The sequence below is a fragment of the Pseudomonas uvaldensis genome (assembly GCF_021271205.1).
In the GTDB taxonomy this organism is placed as follows: domain Bacteria; phylum Pseudomonadota; class Gammaproteobacteria; order Pseudomonadales; family Pseudomonadaceae; genus Aquipseudomonas; species Aquipseudomonas uvaldensis.
Genome location: NZ_JAIWKS010000014.1, coordinates 78,131 through 104,981 on the forward strand (window position 1 = coordinate 78,131; position 26,851 = coordinate 104,981).

Genomic DNA, 26,851 nt, shown 5'->3' on the forward strand with positions numbered 1-26,851 from the left:
CCCGCGGCACTGCTAGGCTGGATCAACCGGTACCGACAAAAACAATAATCGCGGGAGAAACCTCATGCTCACGAAAACCCACCCCTTCAGCCGTTGCATCGCTCTCGCCGCAGCCCTGGGCGCTGCCACACTCGCACTCCCCGCCCTCGCCCTGGACACCGTGAAATTCATGGCCCCTGGCTCCGTGGGCGGAGGCTACGACCAGACCGCGCGGATCCTGGGCAAGGCGCTGGTCGAGGCCGAGGCGGCCAAGTCCGTCACGTTCGAGAACAAGGGGGGTGCCGGGGGTACGTTGGGCCTGGCGCAATTTGCCAACAGCACCAAGGGCGATCCCAACGCACTGCTGGTGGTAGGCGCGATCATGGTCACGGCGGTGGAGCAGAACAAACCGCAGATCACCTTGAAGGATGTGACCCCCATCGCCCGGCTGTTCACCGAATACAACGTGCTTGCCGTCCGCCAGGATTCGCCCTACAAGAACCTGGATGACTTGTTGAAAGACTTCAAGGCCAAGCCTTCCAGTATCAAGTGGGGCGGTGGCTCGAAGGGTTCGATCGATCACATCGGCATCGCTGATCTGGCGAGCAAAATGGACATTCCGGTCAATCAGGTGAACTACGTCGCCTATGCCGGGGGCGGCGAAGTCGTCGCCGCGACCCTGGGTGGACACATCACCGTGATCACCGGGGGCTATGCCGAGCTGGCCAAGTATGTGCAATCCAAACAGTTCCGCCTTTTGGCCATCGGTGCCCCCAACCGTGTCGAAGGCATCGACGCGCCGACCCTCAAGGAAAGTGGCTATGACGTCACCATCGGCAACTGGCGTGGCGTTTACGGCGCGGCGAATCTCACGCCGGAACAACGCCAGCAAGTCACCGACGCCGTACTGGCCGCCACCCATAGCAAGGTCTGGCAGGAGAACATCAAGGCCAACGCCTGGACACAGGTCATCCTGACCGGTGACGAGTTCGGCAAATTCGTCGATGAGGAGCATGCGCGCCTGCGGGCCATGCTGGTGAAGGTCGGATTGCTCTGACATGGCCCGCCCGAACGCAATAGTGCCAATCCAATTGGCCATCGGCGTCGGCGTGATCGCCATCGGTCTGGTCCTTGCGATTGGCGCCTTCCGCTTTCCCCCCGAAATGGGTTTCGTCATTCTGGGGGCTCACGTCTATCCCTGCGCCGTGGCCGTGTTCCTGGCCGGGGTGGGCGTGGTGCTGAGCTACCAGGCGATGACGGGCGGTTTTCGTGAGCTGTCGCGGGATCTTCAGGCCTCCAACCTGCAGGCCAACGGAAAGTCGGGAGCGGCCTGGGTAACCGCCGGCATTGTGGCGATCGCCCTGCTGATCAATGTCATCGGGTTCGTCTTGGCCGCGGCGCTGCTGTTCGCCTGCTCGGCACGCGGGTTCGGCAGCCGCCATCCCCTGCGTGACCTCGCCATCGGCATAGCCCTGACGCTACCGATCTACTGGCTGTTCAATGCCGGGTTGGGGGTCGCTTTGCCGCCCCTGATCAATGCCTGGATCTGATTTGGGTCGAAGGAGATCATGCAATGGACATTCTCTTGAGCCTGGCTTCGGGTTTTGCTTCGGCGCTGGATCCGATCAACCTGCTATGGGGTTTCATCGGTTGTTTGCTCGGCACCGCCATTGGTGTGTTACCGGGGATCGGACCGGCATTGACGGTGGCGTTGCTGTTGCCGATCACCGCCAAGGTCGACCCGACCGGTGCCCTGATCATGTTCGCCGGGATCTATTACGGCGCCCAATTCGGCGGCTCGACCACCTCCATCCTGCTCAATACGCCGGGCGAGTCGTCGTCGATGATCACGGCCCTGGAAGGCAACCTCATGGCCCGCAACGGCCGCGCGGGGCCTGCCCTGGCGACGGCCGCCATCGGCTCGTTCGTGGCCGGCACGGTCGCCACCCTCTTGCTGACGCTGTTCGCGCCCCTCGTCGCGACGCTGGCCCTCAGGTTCGGGCCGGCTGAGTACTTTGCCATCCTGGTGCTGTCATTCACCACGGTGTCGGCGGTCCTGGGCGCGTCCATGTTGCGCGGCTTCGCTTCCCTGGGCATCGGCTTGACCATTGGCCTGATCGGCCTGGACTCCACGTCAGGCATCGCCCGCTACACCCTGGGCGTGCCCGAGCTGGTGGATGGCATTGAAGTGGTGCTGGTGGCCGTTGGTTTGTTTGCCGTCGCCGAGGCGTTGTACAGCCTGCTCTACCAAGGGGAAGAAACGACCGGGCGGCATCGGATGACCTCGTTGTGGATGACCCGTGCCGACTGGAAACGCTCCGTTCCCGCCTGGATACGCGGAACGATGATCGGTTTTCCCTTCGGCTCCATCCCGGCCGGCGGCGCCGAGATCCCGACCTTCCTGTCCTATTCGGCCGAGCGCAAGTTGAGCAAGTACCCGGAAGAATTCGCCGCCAGCAAGGGCAAGGGCGCCATCGAAGGCGTGGCCGGCCCGGAAGCGGCCAATAACGCCAGCGCCACAGGTTCCCTGGTACCGCTGCTGACCCTTGGCATTCCCACTTCGGCCACGGCGGCGATACTGTTGGCGGCCTTTCAGAACTACAACCTGCAACCGGGTCCCATGCTGTTCCAGACATCGGGTGAGTTGGTCTGGACGCTGGTGGCATCGCTGTACATCGGCAACCTGATCCTGCTGGTGCTCAACCTGCCGCTGGTGGGGCTTTGGGTGAAGCTGCTGCAGATCCCGCGGCCGTACCTCAACGCGGGCATTCTCGTGTTTGCCTCCATTGGCGTGTACGGCATGCGCCATTCCTCGTTCGACCTGATGCTGATGCTGGCGATCGGTTGGGCCGGCGTGCTGATGCGGCGTTTCGATTTTCCCGTTGCGCCTGTCATCGTCGGCATGCTGCTGGGGCCGATGGCGGAGAAACAACTGCGCAACGCGTTATCCATCAGCCAGGGCGACTGGATGGTATTCCTGACCGAACCCATTTCGGCCACGTTTCTGGGGCTGACGTTGCTGGTGCTGGTGGTGCCTCATCTGCTTCATAGGCGCGGTATTCGCCTGCATGAGGATGATTGAGCAGCGGTGAACGCTTGTGGGAGCGAGCCCTCAGAACAACCCCATCTGCCCGCCCACCAGCGTCAGGAAATCATCCCCCACGAACGGCAGGATCGCATCCGCCACCGGTTGCAGCTGCCTGGTCACGTAGTGGTCGTAGTCGATGGGCGCGCTGCGGGTCTCCAGCGGCTCGGGGCCGGCGACAGTGATGACGTAACTGATCCAGCCGCCGCTCTGGTACTGCCGTGGACGCCCCTGGCGCTGGTTGAACTCGTCGGCAATCCGCGCCGCCCGCACATGGGGCGGAACGTTGCGTTCGTAGTCGTCCAGCGGCCGGCGCAGGCGCTTGCGGTAGATCAGCCGATCATCGAACGCCCCGGCGAGGGTCTGGTGCACGTAGTCGCGCACGTAATCCTGGTAAGGCTTGCGGTGGAAGATCCGCTCATACAACTCCTGCTGGAATTGCCGGGCCAGCGGCGACCAGTCGGTGCGCACGGCCTCCAGCCCCTTGTAGAGGATTTCGTCACTGCCGTCGTCGCGGGTCACCAACCCGGCGTAGCGTTTCTTGCTGCCCTCTTCGGCGCCCCGGATCGTAGGCATCAGGAAGCGTTTGAAATGCGTTTCGAACTGCAGCTCCAGCGCACTCTCCAGGCCGAATGTCTCATGCACGTACTCGCGCCACCACTGATTGACGTAAGCCACCAGTTCACGCCCGATATTGGCCGCCTCTTCCTGCCCGTGGGCACGGCGCAGCCAGACGAACGTGGAGTCGGTGTCACCATAGATCACCACATGCCCCCGCGCTTCGATCAACTGCCGGGTCTGCTGCATGATCTGGTGGCCGCGCAAGGTAATGGACGAGGCCAGCCGCGGATCGAAAAAGCGACAGCCACTGGAACCGAGCACGCCGTAGAAGGCGTTCATAATGATCTTCAAGGCCTGGGACAGCGGCGCATTGCGCTCGCGTTTGGCGGTTTCCCGGCCTTCGGCGACCCGTGCCACGATGGACGGCAGGCAATGCCGCGTGCGGGAGAACCGCGCGCCGCGGAAACCGGGCACCGACTCGCGGTCGTCCGGGTGACGCAAGCCTTCGATCAAGCCCACCGGATCGATGAGAAAGGTGCGGATGATCGATGGATACAGGCTCTTGTAGTCCAGAACGAGCACCGACTCGTAGAGCCCCGGCTGAGAGTCCATGACAAAACCGCCCGGGCTGGCCTGGGGCGGGCGTTGACCGAGATTCGGCGCAACGAACCCCTGGCGGTGCATGAGCGGCATGTACAGATGCGTGAACGCAGCCACTGACCCCCCGCTGCGATCCGCCGGCAGGCCGGTGACGCTGGCTCGCTCCAGCAGGAACTTGAGCAGTTCGGTCTTGGCGAAAATACGCGTCACCAACTCGCAGTCCTTGAGGTTATAGCGAGCCAGGGCGGGCTTGTCCTCGGCGAACATGCGGTTGATTTCATCCATGCGCTGGTAAGGGTTGTCGATCGACTTACCTTCCCCCAACAAGGTCTGTGCGACGTTTTCCAGGCTGAACGAAGGGAAACTCCACGTCGCCGAACGCAGGGACTCGATGCCGTCGATGATCAGCCGTCCGGTCGCCGAGGCAAAGAAATGGTTGTTGCGTGCGCCATGCTCGCGCCACTGCATCTCTTCACCCCCGCGTCCCAGGCGCAACGGTACCGCCAGCCGCCGGGCATGTTCGTGCAGCACGCGCAGATCGAACTGCACCAGGTTCCAGCCAATGATCGCGTCAGGGTCGAAACGGGCGAACCAGTCGTTGAGCTTTTTCAGCAGCAAAGTGCGGGACTCGCAGTATTCGAGCTGGAAATCCACGCCGCTATCATCGCCATTGGGCGGGCCGAGCATGTACACCTGACGCTCACCGCAGCCCTCCAGGGCAATGGAATACAACTCGCCCTGGGCAGTGGTCTCGATGTCCAGGGACACCAGACGCAACGCCGGACGGTAGTCGGGGGCGGGTTTCATCTGGGCGTCGAGCAGCAGGCCGTCGGCGGCGGGGGTGCCGCCGAACCAGACCGGCGCGGTGATGAAGCGCTCCATCAGGTAACGCTCCGGCGGTCGGATATCGGCCTCGAACACCTCTACCCCGGCCCGGCGCAGGGTGGTGTCCAGCCGCATCAGTTGAGCGTGCTGGCGGCAATACAGGCCCAGCACCGGACGATGTTCGAAATCCAGCAGGTCGAGGGGACGCAACTCGACGTCTTTTTCTCCCTGCAACAACGCTTCCGCCTGGCCGCGCTGGATCTGTGGCACGAACGCCACCGACGGCTGCACCGCCAGGCGCACACGCTGTGGCCCTGCATCGGTGGCCAGCCAGAACTCGACTTCGGTGCCCGCCGGGGTATCGCGCCAATGCCGGGTCAGAACGAAGCCCTGCTGTAGATCCACCGTTTGCAAACCTCGAATTTATGCGTATAGCCGGATTCTACCCGTGGCGAGGGGATTTATCCCCCTCGCCACCCTGGTGAAGGGCATGCGACTTCGCCGGCCATGACGCTTTTGGACGACTGGCCGCCGCTTTACCGCTTGCTCTGTGCCGCCGGGTCTACGATTCTTTTACCACCCGCAAAAAACACTCGAGGCCCTTCATGAAAACCGTCGCACAGTTGCTCCGGATGAAAGACGAGAAGAACCAGCAAGTACACACCGTCTCACCGGACGACATGGTGTTACAGGCGCTGATGCGCATGGCCGAAAAGAATGTCGGTGCCTTGCTGGTGGTAAAAAATGATGAGGTGCTGGGCATCATCAGCGAGCGCGACTATGCCCGTAAAATGGTCCTGCATGGTCGCTCGTCGGTGGGCACGCGGGTCAGCGAGATCATGGTCTCGCCCGTGATCACGATCGACCCGCACCAGAACGTCGAGACCTGCCTGAGCATCATGACCGAAAAGCACCTGCGCCACCTGCCAGTGGTGGAAGACGGCAAGCTGGTCGGCCTGCTGTCCATCGGTGACCTGGTCAAGGAAGCCATCGCCGAGCAGGCCGACCTGATCCGGCAGCTGGAGCAGTACATCCGCGGAGAATGATCGATCCCGGGCCGTGTGGGATAAATCCTCACATGGCCCGTCAGACGGGTTGCTCATTCTCGACGGACTTCTATATTGAAGGGGTTGTCCTGCCGAGCATCCCCATGGCCGATACCGACCGACTGATCATCTGCGAGCATTGCGATGCGGTGTACGAGCCGGTCGTACTCGTGGCGCACCAGAAAGCCTCGTGCGTGCGATGCCATGCGGTGATTCAGCGCTACAACGGCCTGACCATCGAAAAACGCCTCGCCCTGAGCGTGACGGCCGCCGTGCTGTGGGCCTTCACCAATGTCTATCCGGTGATGAACATCCGCTTCCAGGGTCTGAGCAACAGCGCCACGCTGTGGGACGCCATCGTGGCGCTGAGTCAGGGACCGATCACCTTCATCGCACTGGTCGCCGCGGTGGCAATCATCGTCGCGCCGGCCCTTCAACTGGTGCTCCTGCTCTGGGTGCTGGGCCACGCCTACGGCAACCGCCGGGCGCCGGGGTTCAACCTGTGCATGCGCAGCCTGGAAACCCTGCGGCCGTGGAGCATGCTGGAGGTCTGCCTGCTGGGGGCCCTGGTGGCGGTGATCAAGCTCGCCGGGCTGCTGGACGTGCTGCCCGGCATCGGCCTGTTCGCCCTGGCGGCCTTGAGCCTGCTGATGATCCGGATTGCCGGGCGCGACATCCGCGACCTCTGGGATCAGCTGTGAACGGCGAGCCATTGCGCCCCCCGCCCCAGGCCAGCGACCTCAACCTGTGCCTGTGCCATGGCTGCGGCCTGGCCTGCGACATGACCCACGAACCCCAGACGTGCCCCCGTTGCGACGCCGTCCTGCATCGACGCAAACCCGATCCCATCACTCGCACCTGGGCCTATATGCTGGCCGCGTTGGTGTTCTATATTCCAGCCAACCTGCTCCCGGTGATGAACACGCAGATGCTCGGCGACGGTGCCGACAGCACTATCATCAGCGGTGTCATCGAGTTCTGGCATAGCGGCGCCTGGGACATCGCCCTGATCATCTTCATCGCCAGCATCGCGGTGCCGGGCATCAAGTTCGTGGTTCTGACCCTGCTGCTGGTCACCGTCCAGCGGCGCAGCACCTGGGCTCAGCTCCAGCGGGCGAAGCTCTACCGGCTGGTAGAGGTCATCGGCTATTGGTCGATGCTCGACGTGCTGGTGGTGGCCCTGGTGGCGGCCCTGGTGAAATTCCAGGCACTGAGCGATATCGAACCACGACCGGGGATCCTGTTCTTCGGCCTCGTGGTGTTGTTTACCATGCTGTCGGCCATGAGTTTCGACCCACGGTTGATCTGGGACACCCCCCCATCCGAGGAGGCCATGGATGAAGTCACAAACCACTGACGGACACAAACCGTTACCGGGCCGCGCCCATGTCACCCGCCGCCGCTGGACGGTGTCGCTGGTGTGGGTGGTGCCAATCATCGCAGTGCTGGTGGGGTTGTCCCTGGTGGTCAATAACTGGCTGCAGGAGGGCCCGACCATCACCATTACCTTCAAGACCGGCCAGGGCCTGACCGCCAACAAGACCCAGGTGAAGTACCGCAACGTGGTGATCGGCCAGGTCACCGACGTGCAACTGAGCGACGATCAGAAAAACGTCACCGCGACGGTCAAGCTCGCCAAGACAGCCGACACGTTCACGCACGAGGACTCGGTGTTCTGGGTGGTACGGCCGCGCATCGGCGCTGGCGGCATCTCCGGGATCGACACTTTACTCTCCGGCGATTTCATCGGCGCCGATGCCGGCCAGTCCAAGGTGCGCGCCAAGTCGTTCACTGGCCTTGAGGCCCCGCCGCCGATTACCTACGGCGAACCGGGCAAGCGCTTTACCCTTCACTCCCAGGACCTCGGTTCCCTGGACATCGGCTCTCCCGTGTACCTGCGCAAGATCCCGGTAGGCCAAGTGGTGTCCTACGGGCTGGACGCCGACGGCAAAGGCGTCAATATCGACGTGTTCATCAACGCGCCCAACGATGTATACGTCACCGAAAACACCCGGTTCTGGAACGTCAGCGGCGTGGACCTGAACGTCGGCGCCAACGGATTTGCAGTCAAGACCGAATCGCTCTCGGCACTGCTGTTGGGCGGTATTGCGTTCCGGGCACCGGAATACAGCCCCAACGATACCTCCGCCAGCGAGGACAAAACGTTCGAACTGTTCGCCGACGAACAGAGTGCCCTGGCGCCACCCAACGGCAAGGCACAATACCTGGCGCTTCGTTTCGATCAGGCACTTCGCGGATTGCGGGTGGGTGCACCCGTCGAATTCCTGGGCGTAGAGATCGGTCGGGTGGTGGCCATCAACCTGGATTTTGACGAAAAACAGCGCAATTTCCCCCTCAACGTCGGCGTTGTGATCTATCCCCAGCGGCTGGGTAAAGCCCACGAGAAACTGCTCAAGGCGCTCAATCACGATCCGGAGGACGAAGCCGCCTCCGCCCGCCTGATGGGCAGTTTTGTCGAGCGGGGCCTGCGTGCCCAGGCGCGCAGCGGCAGTCTGCTGACCGGACAGTTGTACATTGCCCTGGATTTCTACCCCAAAGCCGAAAAAGTCGCGTTCGATCCGAATGCCCGTCCTGTCCGTATCCCGACCATCCCGGGAAGCCTGCAGCAGTTGCAGGAGCAACTGCAATCGGTGGTCGAACGGATCAACAAACTGCCGTTGGAAAGCATCGCCAGCAACCTGGATGGCAACCTGGTGGAGTTGCGCAAAGGCCTGACGCAGTTCAACAGCAAGACCCTGCCGGGGGTGCAGAACACCTTGCAGGACGTCAGCAAGACCCTGCAATCGGCCAACTCCACCCTGGCCGAAGATTCGCCGCAGCGCGAACAACTGACCCAGACCCTCGACGACCTGGGACGTATGTCACGCTCGCTGCGCGAACTGTCCGACTACCTGAGCCGCCATCCTGAATCGCTGCTTCGCGGCCGTCCCAAGGACGCTCCGGCACAGAACCTCACATTCCCGGTGGACGAATGATCACAGGAGCCCGTCCCATGCCGCCGATGCTGAAATCCGCCCTGGTTGCTGCCCTGCTGCTGCTCGGCGCCTGCCGCAGCGATCCGGTCCATTACCACACCTTGAGCCCGGCTCAACCGGCGAGCCAACCGCCCGCCAACGCCGACATCCGGATCGAGCAAGTGAGCGTTCCGCCCCAGGTGGATCGTCCCCAGATGGTCATACGCCAAGGCAACAGTGGCCTGGTCATCCTGGAAACCGAATGGTGGGGTGCCAGCCTCGCGGATGAGCTGCGCAGCAGTCTGGAGGAGCCACTGAGCAACCCTGGGGCGCCCCGATTATTGTTGCGGGTGGACGTGCAGCGCTTCGACTCGATCCCTGGCCGTTACGCCCGTATGGATGTGCAATGGCGCTTGCGTAGCGTTGGCAACGAAGCCTCTCCTCTCACCTGCCGCAGCGCACTGCAAACACCGGCAACAGCCGCACTCGATGATCTGGTGACAGCCCATCAGAACAACGTGCGGCAATTCGTCGACCTGGTCGTTCGGGCCGCTGCCCGAAAAACCTGCCCATGATCCTTTCGGCCGCGCCTACGACGGCCAGTGCTGCGACAACACCGGCGCAACACGCGGGTGATGATCGATTCGCTCCAATACATCGTGGAAGGCGGGCCGTGCGCGGAGCATGGCTTCTCGCGTTCCTTGCCACTTAGTGATGACAGCCGCGAGGATATCCAGCGCTCCTGGCTCATGCCCCCCCAGAAACGGCTGTGCCGGGAATTGATCGGCAAACAACGTCCAGTTGCGGTACAGCCGTTGCTGGGTGCCCGACACCAACTGCTGCCGGGTGTCGTCGTCCGCCTCCAGCCAACGCTCCGGAAAATCGATGATGCCGATGGGTGTATAGCAATTGGCTGCGATGTAGACCAGACCCCTTATGGCTTGTGCGCGCAGCCCGGGATCGTCCGGCAATAACTTCGATGCAGGAAAGGTCAACCCTAGATGAATCAATATGGCCGCGGCTTCGGTCAACACGGAGCCGTCCGGCAACTGCAGGGTCGGGACTTGTTTCAGCGGGTTCAACGCCTCGAGTTCTGTCGCCGCCTCGCTGTCTTCAGTCGAGTAGGCATCTATCCGGCGATAGGGCACGCCGCACAGGCACAACGCAATCTCCACGGCCGAGGAGCCGGATTGTCTGTGGCCGAATAACTGGTACATAAGCCAGCCTCCCTGTTGGGTTCAGACGATAGAACCCGGCGGCTGGCCGATGTTCCGTCCGATGGACGACAGGCGCTCTTTCCCGATCAGCTATCACTGCCGTCGATGGTCACCATCACGTCAATGAAGTTCTCTTGATGATTGCCCGGCGCAACAATGGCGCCACACCAACCCACAACACCCCGGAGCACACCATCATGAAACGCCAAATCATCCTCAGCCTCGCTTTCTCGGTTCTGGCCGCCAACGCATTCGCCGCTTCCTCCCATCCGGTCGTCGCCCAGGATGGCTCTGATCGACTGATCGAACGACGCGTCGCCGAAGGGGGTTCCGACCGCCTGATGGAAAAACGTGTTGCTCAAGATGGCTCTGATCGTCTGATCGAGAAACGTGTTGCTCAAGATGGCTCCGACCGCCTGATCGAGAAACGCTTGGCCGAAGGGGGCTCCGACCGCCTGATCGAGAATCGCGTTGCTGAAGGTGGCTCCGATCGCCTGATCGAGAAACGCTTGGCCGAAGGAGGTTCCGACCGTCTGATCGAGAATCGCGTTGCTGAAGGTGGCTCCGATCGTCTGATCGAAAATCGTGTAGCTGAAGGGGGTTCCGACCGTCTGCCGCAGAACCGCGTATGAGTTGTCTGACCGCAACACCCGAAAGCGTCCCAATAAAGCCCGGCCTAACCCGCCGGGCTTTTTCATGATCGTTGTCTAACGCCCGGATGACCGACTCACGCATCGCTGATAACGCTCATCCACCCGCTTGGCAAACCAAGCCGTGGTCAGTTTGCGAGTGATCTTCGGACTCTTTAGCACGATGCCCGGCAACACCGCACGGGGCAGCGGTTTACCTTCGGCTTTCTCAGCCAGCTCGAACACCCGCTTGTAAAGTTTGCTGTCCTCGAAGGCCAGGGTGTCACCCAACTCCAATTGGTCACGGATGGTCGGATTGCGCATCCCCAATGACTTTCCCAGGGTTCGCACTGCCAGTTCGGTGCTGCCGGGCATGATCGAATCATGCCGGATCAGGTCGCCGTCCAATGCCAGGGTAATCCCTGAGGCGCGACTCACTGCGTGCTGGAATGCCGCGTTGCGACTGGCATACCAGCCGGCATTGAAATCGGCAAAACGGTACAGCGGTTCGGTGTAGCTCACCGGGTACCCCAGCAAATGAGCGATGCCGAAATACATGCCGCCTCGACGACTGAACACTTCGCGACGAATCGAGCCGTCCACCGTATAGGGGTAGTTCCGGGCATTGGCCTGGGCAAAAGCAATGCTGACTTGCATCGGCCCGCCGGTATGCACCGGGTTGAAGCCGTCGAACAGCGTCTTGCCCAACGGCACCATACCGATGAAATCATCGAAGATGCCGCTCAATTCCTTCTCGCTGCGCGCCCCGTTGAGCCGGTCGGCATAGCTCTTGCCATTGGGGGACCGCACCTGGAGCGCGCCGCTGACCAATACATTGGGGATGTGCAACTTCGCCGCACGCCGGTCGATTTCCTGCCGGGCAATCCTGCCCAACCCCGGCACCGTCGGATCGGCCTGGAAAGTGGACTCTTGTTCGGTCACCGCCAGCACCGAGCAGATATTCTGTGTTGTGGGCGGGATCTGCTGAGCGGCAAACGCGACGTATATATCGGTGGCCCAGCCCTCTCGGTCTACCGTCCTGGCGGGCAGCAACTGAACGATCTGCGCCTTGACCTGCGCTGGCTGGCGTTCAGGCTCCTGGGCCTGACGACTGCCGCAACCGGCCAGGGCCAGCAAGGAAAACAGACCGATCAACCCTCGATTGAATCGCATAAAACTCCAGCAGTTTTGTTATTTCTGTGGCCAGATACCCTGTGCCGGGCACGTGGGAGCAAGGCAGAACTGGCTGCGATGACGGGGGCACATTCAACATCGATGCAACTGACCCACCGCTTTCGCGAGCAAGCCCGCTCCCACAGTAGATCATTGTTGGATGCAAAACCGTGAGCACCAAGGCCCCCTTGTGGGAGCGAGCCTGCTCGCGATGACGGTGGTACATTCAACATCGATGCAAACTGACCCACCGCTTTCGCGAGCAGGCTCGCTCCCACATCAGGTTTCGTGTGTTCGCAACTTCCCGACTCACAAAGTCAGCGAGCCGTCGATGCAGGTCACCACCGCGCCACCGATCCAGACCTCCTCACCTACCTGTTCCACATGAATCCGCCCGGCCCGGCCCATGGTCAACCCCTGGCTGACCACATAAGACGACGGTGCCAGCCCCTTGGCGAGCATCCATTGGGCGAGACCGGCGTTCAAGCTGCCGGTGGCCGGGTCCTCCGGCATTCCGTCGCCGGCAATGAAACCCCGGACTTCGAATTGCGCGTCGACACCATCGACGACCGGGTCCCAGGGCGCCACGACGCCTACGGCCAGATCCAGCAATTGGTGATAATCAGGCTTGAGGTTCAAGACTTGTTGCCGGTCCCGGAGCATCAAGGCCAGCCACCCCGCGCCGTTGTCGACCCATTGCGCCTCGACAATGGCCTCGGCCGCCAGCCCGAGCCCGTTTCGCGCCCGCTCAAGCACATCGGCCTCCAGCGGCCCGGATTTGATCAACGGCGGTGCCAGGAATGACAAGCCGTGTTCGCTGCGACGAATTCTGACAAGGCCAACGCCGCACTCCTGCACGATCTCCTGCCCTTTCGGCACGCCTCCCGCTTCCAGCCAGGCATGGCAACTGCCCAGCGTCGGATGGCCGGCAAAGGGCAGTTCGGTCGAGGTCGTAAAAATCCGGACCCGGTAATCCGCCTCCGGATGCCGAGGCTCGAGCAAAAAAGTGGTTTCGCTGAGATTCGTCCAATTGGCAAACGCGATCATTTGCTCATCACCGAGCCCATCGCACCCCAGCACCACGGCCAATGGATTGCCCTTGAGCGGTACTTCGCTGAACACATCCAGTTGCTTGAAATCGAATCGGTGGGCCATGGATGTATTCACTCCGGAATCTTCAGTCCGCGAATCACCGCCGGTCGCGCCAGGAAGCGCTCCAGCACCCGCGTTACATTCGGGAAATGCTGGATGCCCACCAGATCGCCCGCCTCATAGAACCCGATCAAGTTGCGCACCCAGGGGAACGTGGCGATATCGGCAATGGTGTAGCGCTCGCCCATGATCCAGTCTCGTCCTTGCAGGCGACCGTCGAGCACCTTGAGCAGGCGCTTGCTCTCATCGACATAACGATCACGCGGTCGCTTATCCTCATAGTCCTTGCCGGCGAACTTGTTGAAGAAGCCCAACTGCCCGAACATCGGCCCGATCCCGCCCATCTGGAACATCAGCCACTGGATCGTCTCGTAACGCGCCGCCGATTCCCGGGCCAGTAACTGACCGCTCTTGTCCGCGAGATAAATCAGGATCGCCCCCGATTCGAACAACGCCAACGGCTGGTCTCCAGGCCCATGAGGGTCGAGGATCGCCGGGATCTTGTTGTTGGGGTTCAGGGACAGGAACTCGGGAGAGAACTGGTCGTTGCTGTCGAAGTCCACTTTATGGGGTTCGTAAGGCAGGCCGATCTCCTCCAGCATGATCGAGACCTTTACCCCGTTGGGGGTTGGCAGAGAGTAGAGCTGGATCCACTCGGGATACTGGGCGGGCCATTTCTGGGTGATGGGGAATGGGGTCAGGTTGGGCACGGGGGGCTCCACAGCGACTTTAAAAGGATGGAGCATAATTCAGGATCGCCCTGGAGGCATCAGAGGTTTCCTCGCCCGGCTCGTCTTCGATGACGGGTTCCGGCCCCCATACACCGTCATGGGATTCACACCGACTCTTCTTAATTTCGCAACATCCTGTCGCTAACGTTCATCCCATCTCATGGAAGAAGCCGCCGCTGGATCGAACCAAAGGGCTTCAGAGGACTCTGAGCAATGCCCCGGGGAATCGAAGCGGGTGTAACGACAGGGAAAACACCCGAGGCCAAACGCTTCGCGGTGCCAGGGTTTGTCAGCCTGACTCGATGTTCGATTCGAGACAGCCGAAGACTACTATCGATGATCAAGCCACTGAATTTCGCCAGACATTTCAAACCCCGTTCATGGCTGGTGCTACCGACACTGCTGGTAGCCTGCGGTCTGGTGTTGTCACTGGAGTCCAGCGTCAGCCGCGCCCAGCCGGTGAATGGTGTCCAGACCCTGGTGTTCCTGCGCCACGCCGAGAAACCCGCCGGCGGCCTGGGCCAGCTCAACTGCCGGGGGCTTAATCGCGCCATCGATCTGGCTACCCTGCTGCCGGAAAAATTCGGCAAGGCCGATTACGTGTTCGCGGCCAACCCGACCCGCAACGTCGAAGAGGGTGAGCTGGATAATTCATACAGCTATATTCGTCCGCTGATGACCATCAGTCCCAGCGCCATCAAGCTCGGGCTCCCCGTCAATATCGAATATTCGGCCAATGACACCAGCGACCTCGCAAATGAACTGCTGGAAGACAAATACCACAACGCCACTATCTACACGGCCTGGTCACATGGCTATCTGCCCGAACTGATCAACAAGGTCGCCGGCGAAGCCGTGGGCAAGAAGCAGACCATCACCGAAGACTGGGCGTCGGGGGATTTCGATTCGCTGTACGTGCTGACGCTGACCTGGCACAACGGCAAGGCCAGCCTCTCCAGCCGGACTTACAAGCAAGGCCTCGACAATGGGCAAGAAACCTGTCCGACCTGACCTGTCGACACCTCCTACGGTCAGGGCAGGTCACGGACAGGGCAGGCTGAGGTATGATGCGCCCACTCTCCAGCTGACCGGACGCTTTTCATGTCTCCAACCTCTGCCGCCGACGACCGGAGCTGGTCGTTCTGGTGGAAACCCGCCCTGTTCCTGCTCGTGGCCGTTGTCGGGCTCTACTATGTCAAATGGTCGCCCTATTATCTGAAGGCGTTCGTCGCCGCCGATAGCCACAACATCGGCAACTCGATTCTCAACGATGCCCAGACAGCGCCACTGATGGCGGCACTGACCTATGCCAAGGTGTATTTCCTGGCCATCTGGAAAGCTGCCGTGCTGGCGGTGATCCTCGGCTCCCTGTTGCAGGTGCTGATCCCCCGCGACTGGCTGTTACGCCTGTTCGGCCAGGCCGGCTTTGCCTCGACCTTGCGCGGCGGGTTGTTCGCCCTGCCCGGCATGATGTGCTCATGCTGCGCGGCGCCGGTAGCGGCCAGCATGCGCCGGCAGAACGTCTCGGTGGGCGCGGCGCTGGCTTTCTGGATCGGCAACCCGGTACTCAACCCCGCGACCCTGGTCTTCATGGGGTTCGTGTTGGGCTGGGGCTTCACCGCTCTGCGCCTGGTGGCGGGTATCGTGCTGGTGTTTGGCGTGTCGATGGTGGCACAGCGCATCGCACGGCCAGAGATCCTGCCCGAAGCGGCGGTGGAAGCGGTGACCGAGGCCAGCGTGGTGGATGCGCAACCGTTCGCCGTCCGTTGGGCCCGCACCTTATGGCAATTGTTCTGGAGCACCATCCCGGTCTATGTGCTGGCCGTGCTGGTACTGGGCGCTGCGCGGGTCTGGCTGTTTCCTCATGTCGACGGGGCCATGGCCGACAGTCTGGTGTGGCTGGTACCGCTGGCGATCGTCGGCACGCTGTTCGTGATACCGACCGCGGCGGAGATCCCTATTGTCCAGACCATGATGTCCCTGGGCATGGGCACCGGCCCGGCCGTGGCATTGTTGATGACCCTGCCGAGCATCAGCCTGCCGTCACTGCTGATGTTGCGCAAAGATTTTGACGCCCGGGTGCTGGTGACCGTGGCGCTGCTGACCATCCTGGTAGGCATCGTCTTCGGATTGATCGGGGCAGCGCTGCTTTAACGCGTCTGTCGCCGCCCCTTGGCAGGACTCCCACCTCGGTCGATGTGGGAGTTGAACTTGCTCACTTTGTCCGGGCCGCTCGCTCACGCAGGTATTCCAGCACAGCGGCCTGCTCCCCGGAAAACTCGATCCGCCTGCCCTTCTTTTCCCGCTGGAATACGTACATCGGATCGTAGTACTCACGCAGCAGACCTTCGATCCAGCCACGATGAAGGTCGACGGCACCGCTATCGGCCTGCTCGGCCAAGGCGGCTTCCATGATCGTCATCAAGCGCCGATGGCGGTCACCGCCCAGGCGCTTATGGATGTTGTCCAGGCTCGCCAGCAACCGCTCGGAGAACAACATAAACCCCTCATCGCCGTGTACAGCGACAAATTCGGCGCTCAGGTTGATGACGTAGTCCCGCAAGATCCGCTCGACCCGTCGCTCCACGCTGTCTTCGAGCCAGACCATCGGAACCTGCTGCATACGCTGGTACAACGGCAACGGCAAGGCACAGCTGCCGACTGCGCGGCTCTCATCCTCGACCACGAACTGCTCGATGCCGGCGGCGCGCTTTTTCAGCACGTCCACCGCCAGGCGGTTCTCGAAATCGATGTTCGAAGGCTGTCCGGTAGCACGTTTGCCGAAGCTTGAACCCCGGTGATTGGCGAAGCCTTCCAGGTCGAGGCCGTTGTTCAACCGGGTCAGGACCTCCGTCTTGCCGGTGCCCGTCATGCCGCCCAGCAATACCAGGTCGCACTGGGCAACCGCCTGTTCGACGGTGTCCAGCAGGAAGGTGCGCATGGCCTTGTAGCCGCCGCCAACTCTGGGATATTCGATACCCGCTTCGTCCTTGAGCCATTGCTGGACGATCTGCGAGCGCAAACCACCACGGAAGCAATACAGCAGGCCGTCCGGGTGAGCCTGGGCAAACTCGGCCCAGGCCTGGATGCGTTGCGCCTTGATCTCACCAGACACCAATTGATGCCCCAGCACAATGGCCGCCTGTTGGCCTTGCTGCTTGTAGCAGGTACCGACCCGCTGTCGTTCGATGTCCGTCATCAGCGGCAGGTTGACCACGCCGGGGAACGCACCCTTGTGGAATTCGATGGGCGCGCGGGTATCCATCATCGGCCGGTCGTTGAGGAAAATCTCGCGGTAATCGGTAATGTCATTGGCCATCATGACACCTCGACCGCGTTGGTCTGTCGCTCGACCAGCTCGCCAATCGGTTCCAGCGCAAGGCCCAGCTCGGCGGCCACCGCCAGGAACGACTCGTTGCCCTCGGGACTGACCGCAATCAACAACCCGCCGCTGGTTTGCGGATCGCACAGCACACGCTTGTGCAGTTCCTGGACCCGACCGACCTTGCTGGCGTAGCTGTCGTAGTTGCGCAACGTGCCGCCCGGCACACAGCCCAGGTCGAGGTAATACTCGACCCCCGGCAACCGTGGCACGGCGTCATAGCGTATGCGTGCCGTGAGACCGCTGCCATCGGCCATTTCCACCAGATGCCCAAGCAGGCCGAAACCGGTGACGTCAGTCATCGCCGTCACACCGTCGAGCTTGCCGAAGCGGCTGCCGGGTTTATTGAGGGTACACATCCAGTCACGGGCCAGCCCCACGTCGGCGGTGCGCAGTTTGCCCTTCTTTTCCGCCGTGGTCAGGATACCGATGCCCAGGGGCTTGGTCAGGTAGAGAAGGCAGCCGGCGGTGGCGGTGTCGTTGCGCTTCATGTGGCGCTTGCTCACCAGCCCCGTGACGGCAAGGCCGAAAATCGGCTCGGGCGCGTCGATCGAATGACCGCCCGCCAGCGGTATGCCCGCCTCATCACACACCGAACGACCACCGCGAATCACCTCTCGGGCGATTTCCGGAGCCAGTACGTTGACGGGCCAGCCGAGAATCGCAATCGCCATCAACGGATCGCCGCCCATCGCGTAGATGTCGCTGATGGCATTGGTGGCGGCGATACGACCGAAATCGAACGGATCGTCGACGATCGGCATGAAAAAGTCAGTGGTCGACACCACCCCGCGCTCCTCATCGATGGCGTATACCGCAGCATCGTCCCGGGAGGCGTTACCGACCCACAGCCTGGGATCAAGATTCTGCGCGCCGCTACCGGCCAGAATCACCTCCAGTACCTGGGGTGAAATCTTGCAACCGCAACCGGCGCCGTGGCTGTACTGGGTGAGGCGAATAGGTTCGCTCATGGGCATACCTCGCGTAGGTCAAGGTGGGCGATTCTAGCAGCAACGCCGATGCTTCAGCGCTTGCAGCGATGGCGCAGCCCTTGCGTCTTACCAAAGGGAATTTTCCTTCACGCAGAGAATCACTTGAACATCAGTCGCGCATTCAGCCAGGAGATTGCGATGTCCCTGCCCCCTGCAACCGACCACGGCACACACCTTGACTACGGTCTCGATACCTTGTTTGGTCGAGAAACCAAAAGCGTCGAATGCCACTTCCACATCATGCGCCTCGACGACGATGAGCCGCCATGGTTCGCGCTGCGCGTGCAGCCGCCACTGCCCGAGGACCTGGAAAAGGCCCAGATCGTCGTGTTCAGGGCCGAGGGCCGGAAGATCAGTGGCATTGTCCGGCGCACCGAGCGCCTGGCCGACGACACTCTGCAACTGGACGTAGAGCCGGACTGAGGTACACAAGCCTGCCGGACACTGCTGGAGCCAGGTGATGACCCGTGGGATGATTGGCGCTTCACGCGCCTCACGGGAAGAGTTTCGATGTCACTGCTGAGTAAACACGCCGCCGCTCTGTTTCTGACGGCCATCGCAGGCCTGGTCATGGTGCCTGCCCATTCGGCCCAGCCCAAAACCGACGGTGACTTGCCGGCCCGGAAGGTTTCGATGCTGGGCGGCAAGTTTACCTTCACCCTGCCAAAGGGTTTCACTGTCACCCCGCTGCCCGCTGGTGAGGCGGCCCAGGGCACAGGGGGGGCATCGGGAACGATGTACAGCAACGCCATCCGCAAAACCGTGGTGATCACCGCTGAAAACACCATCATCGACGGGGCGAACGTAAAGGACGACGACGGTGCGTTTCTTGACGCGACCATGGCTGCCTACGCTGCCCAACGAACCAAAGCCTTGCCGGATGCCAGGATCCTGAGTGAAAAAAGCCTGACCCTGAAAAGTACCGGCCTGGGTTTGCGCCAGCTCGATACCCGCGCCACCCAGGGCGGCGGACCGACGCTCGACACCACGCTGCTGGGCGCCTCCGGCACGCGCATGGCGGTGGTGCAGATCATTTCCAGGGCCAGTGACAAGGAAGGTCATGAGGCGCTGGTGAAGCAGATTGCCGGTGGGAAATCGTCGTCCGGCAAATGAACCGCGTCGCGTCCATCGCGAGCAAGCTCGCTCCCACAATGGGACGCTGGTGAATGGACCTTCTGTGGGAGCGGGCTTGCCCGGAAGACGATGGCACATTCACCATCAATGCAGGCAGAGCCACCGCTTTCGCGAGCAAGCCCGCTCCCACGGGGGTGACCCATTTCAGGGATTGAGCCGTTCCAGCCAGGCCCGCAGGTCCTTCACCTCCAGAGCGCTGATGCTGTGGCCAACACCCGGGTAGGTATGGAATTCAGGTTCCAGGGCCAGGGTTTTCAGGAATGTATTGGCCTCGGTGCCGTCATGGTAGGGAATGATCGGATCCGCCGTGCCGTGGCCGATGAACACGGCCAGCGCCCGGCGCGACTCGTCGGGGGTCAGTTCGGCCCGCAGCCCGGACAGGACCCGCCCGCCCATCGCGGCGATGCCGCCGACAGCATCGGGGTGTCGCAGGGCCACTTCGTAGCTCATCATCGCACCCTGGCTGAAGCCCACCAGGAACACCTGACTGGCGTCGGTCGGGTATTTGGCCCGCGCCTTTGCGATGAAATCCAGCAGCAGTTGGCCGCTGGCCTTCAAATCCGAGGTGTCGCCGTCATAAGCACCCTCGCCCTTTTTCGCAAACCACTGGTAATGGCCCGGTTCCATGACCTTTGGCGCTCGAACCGAGAGGTAGTTGTAGTGCTCGGGCAACGCCTCCCTGAGCTCGAACAGGTCCTGTTCGTTGCTGCCGGAGCCGTGCAGGAAAATCACCAGTGGCCGGTCTCTCGTCTGCTCATCGGCGTCCGCCAGGTAGTTCAGCGGCAGGTCCGTGTGCAGTGCCGGTTGGGCCTGCGCCCCGGCAGACACCAGCAGCAGAAACAGCGTGAGGGCTCTGAGCATTCATCTTCCTCCATCGTTCGATAGCCGCACGGCAACCGCCGTGCGGTGAGGTAGACCGCAGTTATCAGTCGTTGATCAATTTCCCGCTGCGAATCAGTTCAGCCCCGGCCACTTTCGCCTGCCAGATACCCGGCTGGGTGTAACGTCCACGGTCCAGGGCAAACAACACACCGGCAGTGCCGGCCGTTACCGTGGTGACCCGATCATTCAGCGGATCGACCACTTCGAACACCGGATCACCCTGCTCCACCCACTCACCGGCCTCACGCAGGAAGCTCACCACACCATGGTGCGGTGCGAACAGGTATTGCGTGCCTTCGAACGGAAACCCTCCGCAACAGTGCGCAGGCGCCGCCGGCCAGTCGCCGCCGATAAAACCCTGCTCGGCGAGAAACCCCAGAATGGCTTCGCAATTGGCCCGGGCCTGGTCCACTCGGGTGTCGCCCATGCTCCCCAATTCCAGCGTGGTTGCCAGGTTGGCCAGCGGGATCGCGGCCTCGGGAAACGCCTTGGCCAGGCGCAGCCAGGGCGATGAACAGGACTCGTCGAACGAACTGCCGCCCGAGTCCTCGCACAGCAGTGCCACGCCGGCCTTCAACCGCGCCGCCAGGGAGCGCCATTGCGGCCAGTGTTGCGGCAAGGCATACAAATGAATGACCGCCTCGAAATCGCAGTGCAGGTCCAATGTGATGTCGGCGTCGCAGGCGTGTCGCAGCAGCAGGCGATGCAGCGCTTCGAGTTGCGAAGGTGGTGCCGGCAGTTCGTCCAGTACCTGCGTCATGGTCTGGCGGATCAGGGTGATATTGGCAGCCGGGTCGTCCCCCAGCCGGTCGCCGATGCGTTGCGCCACCGGGGCGCTGAGCTCCACGAAGGAGCGGTTGAAATTCTTGCCGCTGCCCAGCTCGAAACGCCCCATGTGGGCGCTTTGCAGATGCTGGTCCAGCCCGATGGGGTTGGCCACCGGCACCAACTCAACCACACCCTTGAGCAGCCCCTGGGCTTCCAGTTCGTTGAGCCGCTGTTTCAACTCCCATGCCGTGCGCATGCCAGGTAACTCATCCGCGTGCAGGCTGGCCTGAATGTAGGCCTTGCGCGGGCCGTGGCCGTAACGAAACACACTGAGCCGGCGCTCGGTTCCCAGGTGGCTCCATGGCAGGGTATGGTCGATGCGTTGCATGAAATCTCCAAATACGAAAGCGCTCAGGATGCAGGGTAAAACAATCGCCCATGAAAAAGGTGGCCGACCGCGTCAACGGAGGGCCACCTTGGCGTCCGCGGGATTAATGCCCGTAGACGTCGAAGGCGAAGTACTTGTCCTGCACCTTCTTGTACGTGCCGTTGGCGCGGATTTCGGTGATGGCGGCATTGAATTTCTCGGCCAGGGCCGTATCGCCCTTGCGCACGGCAATGCCGGCGCCGCCACCGAAATACTTCGCATCTTCGTAGGTCGGGCCTACGAAGGCGAAGCCTTTGCCGGCGTCGGTCTTCAGGAAACCTTCATCGAGGTTGACCGAGTCGGCCAACATGGCGTCGAGACGGCCGGCGACCATGTCCAGGTTGGCTTCCTGCTGGGAGCCGTAGCGCACCAGGTCGATGCCCGCCGGCACCAGCACCTCGGTGGCGAAACGGTCATGGGTACTGGCGCGCAGCACGCCGACTTTCTTGCCCTTGAGCTCGGTCAGCGGATCCTTGACCGTGGAGCCTTCCTTCATTACGAAGCGCGCTGGGGTGTGGTAGTACTTGATGGTGAAATCGACGTTTTTCTTGCGATCGTCGGTGATGGTCATGGACGACAGGATCGCGTCGATTTTCTTCACTTTCAGCGCCGGGATCAGGCCGTCGAATTCCTGTTCGACCCAGATGCACTTGACTTTCATCTGCTCACACAGCGCATCACCGATATCGACGTCGAAGCCGGCCAGCTTGCCATCGGCCGTCTTCATCGAAAAGGGTGGATAACCGGCTTCGATCCCGAGACGGATCGGTTTGGCATCTTCGGCTACAGCCGACAGAGACAACACGGACAGTGCCAGGGCACCGAACATTGCTAGCTTCTTCATGAACTCTCCTGCGTGCGCTGATTTTATTCTTTGACGGATCGGGCAGATTCGACGGCTTACCGGAGTGCAACATCAGGTCGGCAAAACCGAAGTGGCCGGCAGTCTAGAGGGGTGCTCAGGCGGGAAGTTATGTTGAAGCGACAAATAATTACAGAAATACTCGGACTCGTCCGCAGACTTACGGATTTACGAAAGACCTGACGGACCTGTGGTGGCGAGGGAGCGAGGCCCCTGCCACCGAAGGCTGTCAAACAGAGAAAAGGCTTCAGCAGTCGCAGCCGATCGCTGTGTCCGTCACCCGCTCCACCGAACCGGTCAGGCGAAAGCCTTCGTCCAGCCAGCCCATGATGCCACCGATCATTTCCTTGACCGGGTAACCCAGGGTCGCCAGGCGGACCGCCGCCTTGTTCGCCCCGTTACAGTGCGGACCTGCACAATAGACCACGAACAATGTGTCCGGCGGATACACCGACAATGCCTGGGCGGTAATCGACCGGGTTGGCAGGTTGACCGCCCCCGGCACGTGCCCTCGCTCATACGCCAGCGGCCCGCGCACGTCCAGAAGAATAAAATCGACCTGCCCGGCCTGCTGGCTGGCATGGACGTCGGAACAATCCGTTTCGAACGTCAGACGACGACTGAAATGCTGCAGGGCGACGTCGGACGGGGCAGCCGGTACTTCACTAACCAGACTGGTCATCAGGTGTACTCCATGGAGGATGAGGGCGTAGGCAGACTTTATCCGTCTGATACTAACCGCTACAGTGGCCCATAAGACACTCTGTGGGAATTTTCCGCCATATGCAGCCCTCCCCCGGCCTTGTCGCCGTCCTCGCCTACGATGGCTTGTGCACGTTCGAATTCGGCGTAGCCGTCGAGATATTCGGCCTGGCCCGACCGGAATTCGATTTCCCCTGGTATGAACATCGAATCGTTGCGGTCGATGACGGCCCGATGCGTGCCATGGGTGGTTTCCAGATCCTGACCGATGGCGGGATGGAACTGCTGGAGACGGCCCGGACGATTGTGATTCCCGGTTGGCGCAGTCGCAGCGAAACACCTTCCGAGGCCCTGCTCGACGCATTGCGCAACGCCCACGCCCGAGGGGCGCGCCTGCTGTCGATCTGCTCCGGGGCCTTCGTGCTGGCGGCTGCCGGCCTGCTCGACGGGCTGGGCGCCACCACCCACTGGCGCTACACCGATGAATTGGCCGAGAACTTTCCCGCCGTCCTGGTGGATCCGGACGTCCTGTATGTGGATTCCGGCCAGGTCATCACCTCGGCCGGCAGCGCGGCGGGCATCGACGCCTGCCTGCATCTGGTGGCGCGGGACTTCGGCGCCCAGGTCGCCAATGCGGTGGCCCGTCGGCTGGTCATGTCACCGCAACGCACGGGCGGCCAGGCACAATTCATTCCCTCGCCGGTCAGCCGCACGCCCCGTGGTGATCTGTCACGCGTGATGCAATGGGCCCGCGAACGCCTCCATGAACCCCTCGGCGTACGCGAACTGGCCAGTCAGGCCGCCATGAGCGAACGCACCTTCCTGCGCCATTTCACCCAGGCCTGCGGACAGTCGCCCAAGGCGTGGTTGCAACATGAGCGCCTGGCGCGAGCCCGCGAGTTGCTGGAAAGCACCGAAGACACCACCGACAACATCGCCCAGTTGTGCGGCTACCGTTCGGTCGAAAGCTTTCGCGTGGCTTTTCGCAGCGTGGTGGGGTTGGCGCCGTCGGTGTATCGGGAGCGGTTTGGACGGGGTATGAGGCCGTCCCGCTGAACAAGCGCCTGTAGCACCAGGGCTTGCCCGAATGCCGGTCAGTCAAACCCGTGGGAGCAAAGCTTGCTCGCGATAGCGGTAGGCCAGCCGACACCGTTGTACCAAACCCGGCCCAATCGCGAGCAAGCTTTGCTCCCACAGGTTGTGGCTTAACTGATCGGCATTAAGACATGCCCGCGAACTTTCAGGGTTTACGCAACAAATAGGTGTCCATGATCCATCCGTTAGCCTGACGTGCGACCTTGCGGGTACGTTCGATATCATCGGCCACCTCCCCCAACCGGCCTGCGATCAGGATTTCATCCGGCGTACCGAGATAGGCGCCCCAGTAGATGTGCGTGTCCAGGTCGCTCACCTGGCGGTACGCATCCTGCGCATCGAGCATCACCACCACGCTGGCCCCGTCCCCCACCTGGGTCTTCGCCAACCGACGTCCGGTAGTGATTTCCAGCGCACCGCCAATGCTGTTCAACGGCACCTTGTGCCTTGCCGCGAGGGCCTGGACACTGCTGATGCCGGGGATCACTTCGAATTCGAAGGCACAGCGTCCCGAATCAAGAATCGCCTGGAGGATGCGCACGGTGCTGTCATACAACGACGGATCGCCCCACACCAGGAAACCGCCACACTGTCCATCAGACAATTCTTCATTGATCAGCCTTTCGAACATCGCCTGCTTGGCACGGTTCAGTGCCTCGACACTGCGGGTGTAATCCAGCTCGCCGCGTTGGCGCTCGGGACTTTCAGCCTCGATGAAACGGTAGGTGTGATCGACAATGTAGCGCTCGCAGATTGCACGCCGCAAATCCACCAAGGAATGCTTGGCAGGCCCTTTGTCCATGAGAAAGAACACATCCACCCGGTTCAAGGCTTTCACGGCCTGCATCGTCAGGTGATCCGGATCGCCGGCACCGATGCCGATGACCAACAATCTCTTCATTGGTTTGGCTCCACGTCAGGCCCCAGGGTGCGCAATCGCCACACGCCGTTGAACCGCAACTCCAAGGCGGACAGCGGTTCGACATCGATGCGATTGAATGTGGTCGCCGGGCAGTGCAGGACATTCACCAGGGCCGCCCGGATCACGAGCGGATGAGTAACAGCCAGCACATGCCCGGGGGTGTTTTCCAGGCTGGCCAGCCAGTCTCCGACACGGCGACACAATCGGGTGATGGACTCGCCGCCATGGGGCGCTGCATCGGGATCGTCCAGCCAGGCTTGCAAGCGCTGCGGTTCGGCCTTGAGCAGTTCGTCGATAGACAAACCGCGCCACTGCCCCAAATCACAATCGGCCAGGGCTTGCTCCACCCGCAAGGTTTCGCCGTACAGCGCCGCCGTCTGGCGAGTGCGTAGCTCTGGACCACAAAGCAATTGCCGGACATTGCCAAAGCCATGGCCGACGTCCGGGCGCCTGGACAGCCAATCGGTATCCACCGGTTCGTCCAAGGCAAAGCGCGCCGCTTTCTGAGCGACGGTACGGGCATGGCACAGCAGGGTCAGACGAGTGGCTTGCACACAGGGCTCTACGCAACCGGAGGGATTAAAGGGACGGCCATGCTGGGGCAGTTTCTTGTACAACACCTTATATGAAATCAAATATCTAGGACAAAGTGACGTTATCTCTTACATGAAAAGGAGCATTGGCTGACACACAAATGCCGATCTACCAAGTCCCCGTCCTACAGGGGTTTCGCACCATTTTCGAGCATTTTAAACGGAACGTAAAAAGCGCTGGACATGTAGTACCCGCTACATAAATACTCTTTTCAGGAGTTATGAAAGAAATCCAACACCCATCCAGGCAAGGAGCACGGATGCCCCCCCTCAGAGACCTGATTACCGACCCCGGTCTGGATTTGACACCGTCGGAACGCAAGGTCGTGCGCGCTCTGCTCGATCACTATCCACGCAACGGCCTGGGGCCGATGTCGCGCCTGGCCGAGCATGCCGGCGTGAGCGACCCGACCATCGTGCGGCTGGTGAAAAAACTCGGGTTCGGTGGTTATGCCGAGTTCCAGGATGCGCTACTGGTCGACATGGATCATCGGCTGCGCTCTCCCCGGACACTGTTGCACCCCCGCGCCAAACTGCAACAGGGCGATACCTGGAGCCAGTACCTGGCCGCCAGCCATCAGACGCTCCTTGAAACCCAGGCCCTGACCCAGCCCGAAGATGTGCGCATTCTGATGCAGTGGCTCCTCGACAACCGGCATCAAGTGCATTGCTTCGGCGGACGCTTCAGCAGTTTCCTGGCCCAGTATCTGCTCAACCACCTGCGCCTGCTTCGCGCTGGCTGTTTTGCCCTCGAGGACAACGCCCAATTGCCCGACCGGCTGTTCGACGTGCAGCGCCAGGACGTGGTACTGATCTTCGATTATCGTCGCTACCAGGCCCAGGCCTTGCGCGTAGCCAATGCGGCCAAGGAGCGCCACGCCAGGGTCGTGCTGTTCAGTGATATCTACACATCGCCCTTGCGCGAACTGGCCGACCTGATCATCAGTGCACCGGTGGAATCGTCGGTCTCGGCGTTCGACAGCCTGGTCCCGGCCCTGGCCCAGGTCGAGGCGCTGATCGCCTGCCTGACCCTGCAATGCCCGGAGCTGGCCGAACGCCTGGAAGGCATCGATGCCCTGCGCACAGAGTTCAACACGCATCTGCTGGAGGAAAAATAAG

At 61.7% G+C, this 26,851-nt stretch carries 28 protein-coding genes; 15 read left to right on the forward strand and 13 right to left on the reverse strand.

Annotation, left to right across the window (positions count from 1 at the left end; all coding sequences use genetic code 11):
- The first annotated feature begins 64 nt into the window (after window positions 1-64).
- From LCU97_RS24255 to LCU97_RS24265, 3 genes are read left to right on the forward strand one after another with little or no spacing between them, the layout of a single operon-like run.
- Window positions 65-1,036 carry a tripartite tricarboxylate transporter substrate binding protein gene (locus LCU97_RS24255; RefSeq protein WP_053154487.1) on the forward strand — a complete coding sequence of 324 codons (972 nt, stop codon included), beginning with the start codon at window positions 65-67 and terminating at the stop codon, window positions 1,034-1,036.
- A 1-nt stretch (window position 1,037) separates the two neighbouring features.
- Entirely contained in the window at window positions 1,038-1,529 is a 492-nt protein-coding gene (locus LCU97_RS24260) for a tripartite tricarboxylate transporter TctB family protein (RefSeq protein ID WP_053154490.1), read from the forward strand.
- A gap of 23 nt (window positions 1,530-1,552) precedes the next feature.
- On the forward strand, window positions 1,553-3,061 hold the full coding sequence (locus tag LCU97_RS24265) for a tripartite tricarboxylate transporter permease (RefSeq protein ID WP_232777986.1): 1,509 nt from the start codon (window positions 1,553-1,555) through the stop codon (window positions 3,059-3,061).
- Window positions 3,062-3,091: 30 nt separating this feature from the next.
- Here the strand turns inward: LCU97_RS24265 and LCU97_RS24270 are convergent, their stop codons facing one another.
- Window positions 3,092-5,455 carry a DNA polymerase II gene (locus tag LCU97_RS24270; RefSeq protein ID WP_232777987.1) on the reverse strand — a complete coding sequence of 788 codons (2,364 nt, stop codon included), beginning with the start codon at window positions 5,453-5,455 and terminating at the stop codon, window positions 3,092-3,094.
- Between the two features lie 200 nt (window positions 5,456-5,655).
- On the opposite strand from LCU97_RS24270, the gene LCU97_RS24275 reads away from it, so the two are divergent.
- The 5 genes from LCU97_RS24275 (at window position 5,656) to LCU97_RS24295 (ending at window position 9,646) form a co-directional block, all read left to right on the forward strand.
- Complete coding sequence (locus LCU97_RS24275) at window positions 5,656-6,096, forward strand: CBS domain-containing protein (RefSeq protein ID WP_053154498.1); 441 nt, start codon at window positions 5,656-5,658, stop codon at window positions 6,094-6,096.
- A 104-nt stretch (window positions 6,097-6,200) separates the two neighbouring features.
- The gene (locus LCU97_RS24280; protein ID WP_053155377.1) at window positions 6,201-6,797 is read left to right on the forward strand and encodes a paraquat-inducible protein A; all 597 of its coding nucleotides are present in this window, start codon (window positions 6,201-6,203) and stop codon (window positions 6,795-6,797) included.
- Window positions 6,798-6,808: 11 nt separating this feature from the next.
- Complete coding sequence (locus tag LCU97_RS24285; protein WP_053155379.1) at window positions 6,809-7,453, forward strand: paraquat-inducible protein A; 645 nt, start codon at window positions 6,809-6,811, stop codon at window positions 7,451-7,453.
- Window positions 7,434-9,092: a PqiB family protein gene (locus LCU97_RS24290; RefSeq protein ID WP_053154501.1), complete on the forward strand. Its 1,659-nt coding sequence runs from the start codon at window positions 7,434-7,436 to the stop codon at window positions 9,090-9,092. The genes LCU97_RS24285 and LCU97_RS24290 overlap by 20 nt, the downstream gene beginning before the upstream one ends.
- A gap of 17 nt (window positions 9,093-9,109) precedes the next feature.
- Window positions 9,110-9,646, forward strand: a complete 537-nt coding sequence (locus LCU97_RS24295) for a PqiC family protein (RefSeq protein WP_232777988.1) — start codon at window positions 9,110-9,112, stop codon at window positions 9,644-9,646.
- Between the two features lie 15 nt (window positions 9,647-9,661).
- Here LCU97_RS24295 and LCU97_RS24300 read toward each other — a convergent pair whose 3' ends face one another.
- Window positions 9,662-10,288 (reverse strand): glutathione S-transferase family protein, encoded by a 627-nt coding sequence (locus LCU97_RS24300; RefSeq protein WP_232777989.1) that lies wholly within the window; start codon window positions 10,286-10,288, stop codon window positions 9,662-9,664.
- A 197-nt stretch (window positions 10,289-10,485) separates the two neighbouring features.
- Here LCU97_RS24300 and LCU97_RS24305 point away from each other — a divergent pair, with 197 nt between their 5' ends.
- Window positions 10,486-10,920 (forward strand): phage infection protein, encoded by a 435-nt coding sequence (locus LCU97_RS24305; protein WP_232778003.1) that lies wholly within the window; start codon window positions 10,486-10,488, stop codon window positions 10,918-10,920.
- 75 nt (window positions 10,921-10,995) lie between these two features.
- Here the strand turns inward: LCU97_RS24305 and LCU97_RS24310 are convergent, their stop codons facing one another.
- The 3 genes from LCU97_RS24310 to LCU97_RS24320 all read right to left on the reverse strand — a co-directional run bounded on the left by LCU97_RS24310 (window position 10,996) and on the right by LCU97_RS24320 (window position 13,952).
- On the reverse strand, window positions 10,996-12,090 hold the full coding sequence (locus tag LCU97_RS24310) for a DUF1615 domain-containing protein (RefSeq protein ID WP_232777990.1): 1,095 nt from the start codon (window positions 12,088-12,090) through the stop codon (window positions 10,996-10,998).
- A 309-nt stretch (window positions 12,091-12,399) separates the two neighbouring features.
- Window positions 12,400-13,245 (reverse strand): PhzF family phenazine biosynthesis protein, encoded by an 846-nt coding sequence (locus tag LCU97_RS24315; RefSeq protein ID WP_232777991.1) that lies wholly within the window; start codon window positions 13,243-13,245, stop codon window positions 12,400-12,402.
- Window positions 13,246-13,253: 8 nt separating this feature from the next.
- Entirely contained in the window at window positions 13,254-13,952 is a 699-nt protein-coding gene (locus LCU97_RS24320) for a glutathione binding-like protein (protein WP_053154518.1), read from the reverse strand.
- Between the two features lie 357 nt (window positions 13,953-14,309).
- Between LCU97_RS24320 and LCU97_RS24325 the strand changes: the two genes are divergently transcribed.
- Together LCU97_RS24325 and LCU97_RS24330 are read left to right on the forward strand one after the other, a co-directional pair.
- Window positions 14,310-14,984 carry a hypothetical protein gene (locus tag LCU97_RS24325; protein WP_053154521.1) on the forward strand — a complete coding sequence of 225 codons (675 nt, stop codon included), beginning with the start codon at window positions 14,310-14,312 and terminating at the stop codon, window positions 14,982-14,984.
- 90 nt (window positions 14,985-15,074) lie between these two features.
- Window positions 15,075-16,127 (forward strand): permease, encoded by a 1,053-nt coding sequence (locus tag LCU97_RS24330; protein ID WP_053154524.1) that lies wholly within the window; start codon window positions 15,075-15,077, stop codon window positions 16,125-16,127.
- A 61-nt stretch (window positions 16,128-16,188) separates the two neighbouring features.
- Here the strand turns inward: LCU97_RS24330 and mnmH are convergent, their stop codons facing one another.
- Window positions 16,189-17,292: a tRNA 2-selenouridine(34) synthase MnmH gene (mnmH, locus tag LCU97_RS24335; RefSeq protein WP_232778004.1), complete on the reverse strand. Its 1,104-nt coding sequence runs from the start codon at window positions 17,290-17,292 to the stop codon at window positions 16,189-16,191.
- The gene (gene selD / locus LCU97_RS24340) at window positions 17,292-18,326 is read right to left on the reverse strand and encodes a selenide, water dikinase SelD (protein WP_053154529.1); all 1,035 of its coding nucleotides are present in this window, start codon (window positions 18,324-18,326) and stop codon (window positions 17,292-17,294) included. The genes mnmH and selD overlap by 1 nt, the downstream gene beginning before the upstream one ends.
- Window positions 18,327-18,485: 159 nt before the next feature.
- Here selD and LCU97_RS24345 point away from each other — a divergent pair, with 159 nt between their 5' ends.
- The gene (locus tag LCU97_RS24345) at window positions 18,486-18,770 is read left to right on the forward strand and encodes a hypothetical protein (RefSeq protein WP_053154532.1); all 285 of its coding nucleotides are present in this window, start codon (window positions 18,486-18,488) and stop codon (window positions 18,768-18,770) included.
- A gap of 87 nt (window positions 18,771-18,857) precedes the next feature.
- Window positions 18,858-19,460, forward strand: coding sequence for a DcrB/PsbP domain-containing protein (locus tag LCU97_RS24350; RefSeq protein WP_232777992.1), 603 nt, complete (start codon window positions 18,858-18,860; stop codon window positions 19,458-19,460).
- Between the two features lie 165 nt (window positions 19,461-19,625).
- Here LCU97_RS24350 and LCU97_RS24355 read toward each other — a convergent pair whose 3' ends face one another.
- The 4 genes from LCU97_RS24355 to LCU97_RS24370 all read right to left on the reverse strand — a co-directional run bounded on the left by LCU97_RS24355 (window position 19,626) and on the right by LCU97_RS24370 (window position 23,102).
- A complete protein-coding gene (locus LCU97_RS24355; protein ID WP_232777993.1) occupies window positions 19,626-20,342 on the reverse strand; it encodes an alpha/beta hydrolase in 717 nt (238 codons plus the stop codon).
- Between the two features lie 64 nt (window positions 20,343-20,406).
- A complete protein-coding gene (locus LCU97_RS24360) occupies window positions 20,407-21,519 on the reverse strand; it encodes a M14 family metallopeptidase (protein ID WP_232777994.1) in 1,113 nt (370 codons plus the stop codon).
- Between the two features lie 103 nt (window positions 21,520-21,622).
- Window positions 21,623-22,402 (reverse strand): ABC transporter substrate-binding protein, encoded by a 780-nt coding sequence (locus LCU97_RS24365; protein ID WP_053154544.1) that lies wholly within the window; start codon window positions 22,400-22,402, stop codon window positions 21,623-21,625.
- Between the two features lie 265 nt (window positions 22,403-22,667).
- Entirely contained in the window at window positions 22,668-23,102 is a 435-nt protein-coding gene (locus LCU97_RS24370) for a rhodanese-like domain-containing protein (RefSeq protein WP_053154547.1), read from the reverse strand.
- Window positions 23,103-23,203: 101 nt separating this feature from the next.
- Between LCU97_RS24370 and ftrA the strand changes: the two genes are divergently transcribed.
- Entirely contained in the window at window positions 23,204-24,178 is a 975-nt protein-coding gene (gene ftrA / locus LCU97_RS24375; protein WP_232777995.1) for a transcriptional regulator FtrA, read from the forward strand.
- Window positions 24,179-24,362: 184 nt separating this feature from the next.
- Here the strand turns inward: ftrA and cobF are convergent, their stop codons facing one another.
- Entirely contained in the window at window positions 24,363-25,118 is a 756-nt protein-coding gene (gene cobF / locus LCU97_RS24380; RefSeq protein WP_232777996.1) for a precorrin-6A synthase (deacetylating), read from the reverse strand.
- Window positions 25,115-25,693, reverse strand: coding sequence for a histidine phosphatase family protein (locus LCU97_RS24385; protein WP_232777997.1), 579 nt, complete (start codon window positions 25,691-25,693; stop codon window positions 25,115-25,117). The genes cobF and LCU97_RS24385 overlap by 4 nt, the downstream gene beginning before the upstream one ends.
- A 299-nt stretch (window positions 25,694-25,992) precedes the next feature.
- Between LCU97_RS24385 and LCU97_RS24390 the strand changes: the two genes are divergently transcribed.
- Window positions 25,993-26,850 carry a MurR/RpiR family transcriptional regulator gene (locus LCU97_RS24390; RefSeq protein WP_053154557.1) on the forward strand — a complete coding sequence of 286 codons (858 nt, stop codon included), beginning with the start codon at window positions 25,993-25,995 and terminating at the stop codon, window positions 26,848-26,850.
- The last annotated feature ends 1 nt before the right edge of the window (window position 26,851 follow it).

Coding starts and splice junctions, on each gene's coding strand:
- LCU97_RS24255 (WP_053154487.1), top strand. CDS start 65: ATGCTCACGAAAACCCACCCCTTCAGCCGTTGCATCGCTCTCGCCGCA.
- LCU97_RS24260 (WP_053154490.1), top strand. CDS start 1,038: ATGGCCCGCCCGAACGCAATAGTGCCAATCCAATTGGCCATCGGCGTC.
- LCU97_RS24265 (WP_232777986.1), top strand. CDS start 1,553: ATGGACATTCTCTTGAGCCTGGCTTCGGGTTTTGCTTCGGCGCTGGAT.
- LCU97_RS24275 (WP_053154498.1), top strand. CDS start 5,656: ATGAAAACCGTCGCACAGTTGCTCCGGATGAAAGACGAGAAGAACCAG.
- LCU97_RS24280 (WP_053155377.1), top strand. CDS start 6,201: ATGGCCGATACCGACCGACTGATCATCTGCGAGCATTGCGATGCGGTG.
- LCU97_RS24290 (WP_053154501.1), top strand. CDS start 7,434: ATGAAGTCACAAACCACTGACGGACACAAACCGTTACCGGGCCGCGCC.
- LCU97_RS24295 (WP_232777988.1), top strand. CDS start 9,110: ATGCCGCCGATGCTGAAATCCGCCCTGGTTGCTGCCCTGCTGCTGCTC.
- LCU97_RS24300 (WP_232777989.1), bottom strand. CDS start 10,288: ATGTACCAGTTATTCGGCCACAGACAATCCGGCTCCTCGGCCGTGGAG.
- LCU97_RS24305 (WP_232778003.1), top strand. CDS start 10,486: ATGAAACGCCAAATCATCCTCAGCCTCGCTTTCTCGGTTCTGGCCGCC.
- LCU97_RS24310 (WP_232777990.1), bottom strand. CDS start 12,090: ATGCGATTCAATCGAGGGTTGATCGGTCTGTTTTCCTTGCTGGCCCTG.
- LCU97_RS24315 (WP_232777991.1), bottom strand. CDS start 13,245: ATGGCCCACCGATTCGATTTCAAGCAACTGGATGTGTTCAGCGAAGTA.
- LCU97_RS24325 (WP_053154521.1), top strand. CDS start 14,310: ATGATCAAGCCACTGAATTTCGCCAGACATTTCAAACCCCGTTCATGG.
- LCU97_RS24330 (WP_053154524.1), top strand. CDS start 15,075: ATGTCTCCAACCTCTGCCGCCGACGACCGGAGCTGGTCGTTCTGGTGG.
- mnmH (WP_232778004.1), bottom strand. CDS start 17,292: ATGGCCAATGACATTACCGATTACCGCGAGATTTTCCTCAACGACCGG.
- selD (WP_053154529.1), bottom strand. CDS start 18,326: ATGAGCGAACCTATTCGCCTCACCCAGTACAGCCACGGCGCCGGTTGC.
- LCU97_RS24345 (WP_053154532.1), top strand. CDS start 18,486: ATGTCCCTGCCCCCTGCAACCGACCACGGCACACACCTTGACTACGGT.
- LCU97_RS24350 (WP_232777992.1), top strand. CDS start 18,858: ATGTCACTGCTGAGTAAACACGCCGCCGCTCTGTTTCTGACGGCCATC.
- LCU97_RS24355 (WP_232777993.1), bottom strand. CDS start 20,342: ATGCTCAGAGCCCTCACGCTGTTTCTGCTGCTGGTGTCTGCCGGGGCG.
- LCU97_RS24360 (WP_232777994.1), bottom strand. CDS start 21,519: ATGCAACGCATCGACCATACCCTGCCATGGAGCCACCTGGGAACCGAG.
- LCU97_RS24365 (WP_053154544.1), bottom strand. CDS start 22,402: ATGAAGAAGCTAGCAATGTTCGGTGCCCTGGCACTGTCCGTGTTGTCT.
- LCU97_RS24370 (WP_053154547.1), bottom strand. CDS start 23,102: ATGACCAGTCTGGTTAGTGAAGTACCGGCTGCCCCGTCCGACGTCGCC.
- ftrA (WP_232777995.1), top strand. CDS start 23,204: ATGCAGCCCTCCCCCGGCCTTGTCGCCGTCCTCGCCTACGATGGCTTG.
- cobF (WP_232777996.1), bottom strand. CDS start 25,118: ATGAAGAGATTGTTGGTCATCGGCATCGGTGCCGGCGATCCGGATCAC.
- LCU97_RS24390 (WP_053154557.1), top strand. CDS start 25,993: ATGCCCCCCCTCAGAGACCTGATTACCGACCCCGGTCTGGATTTGACA.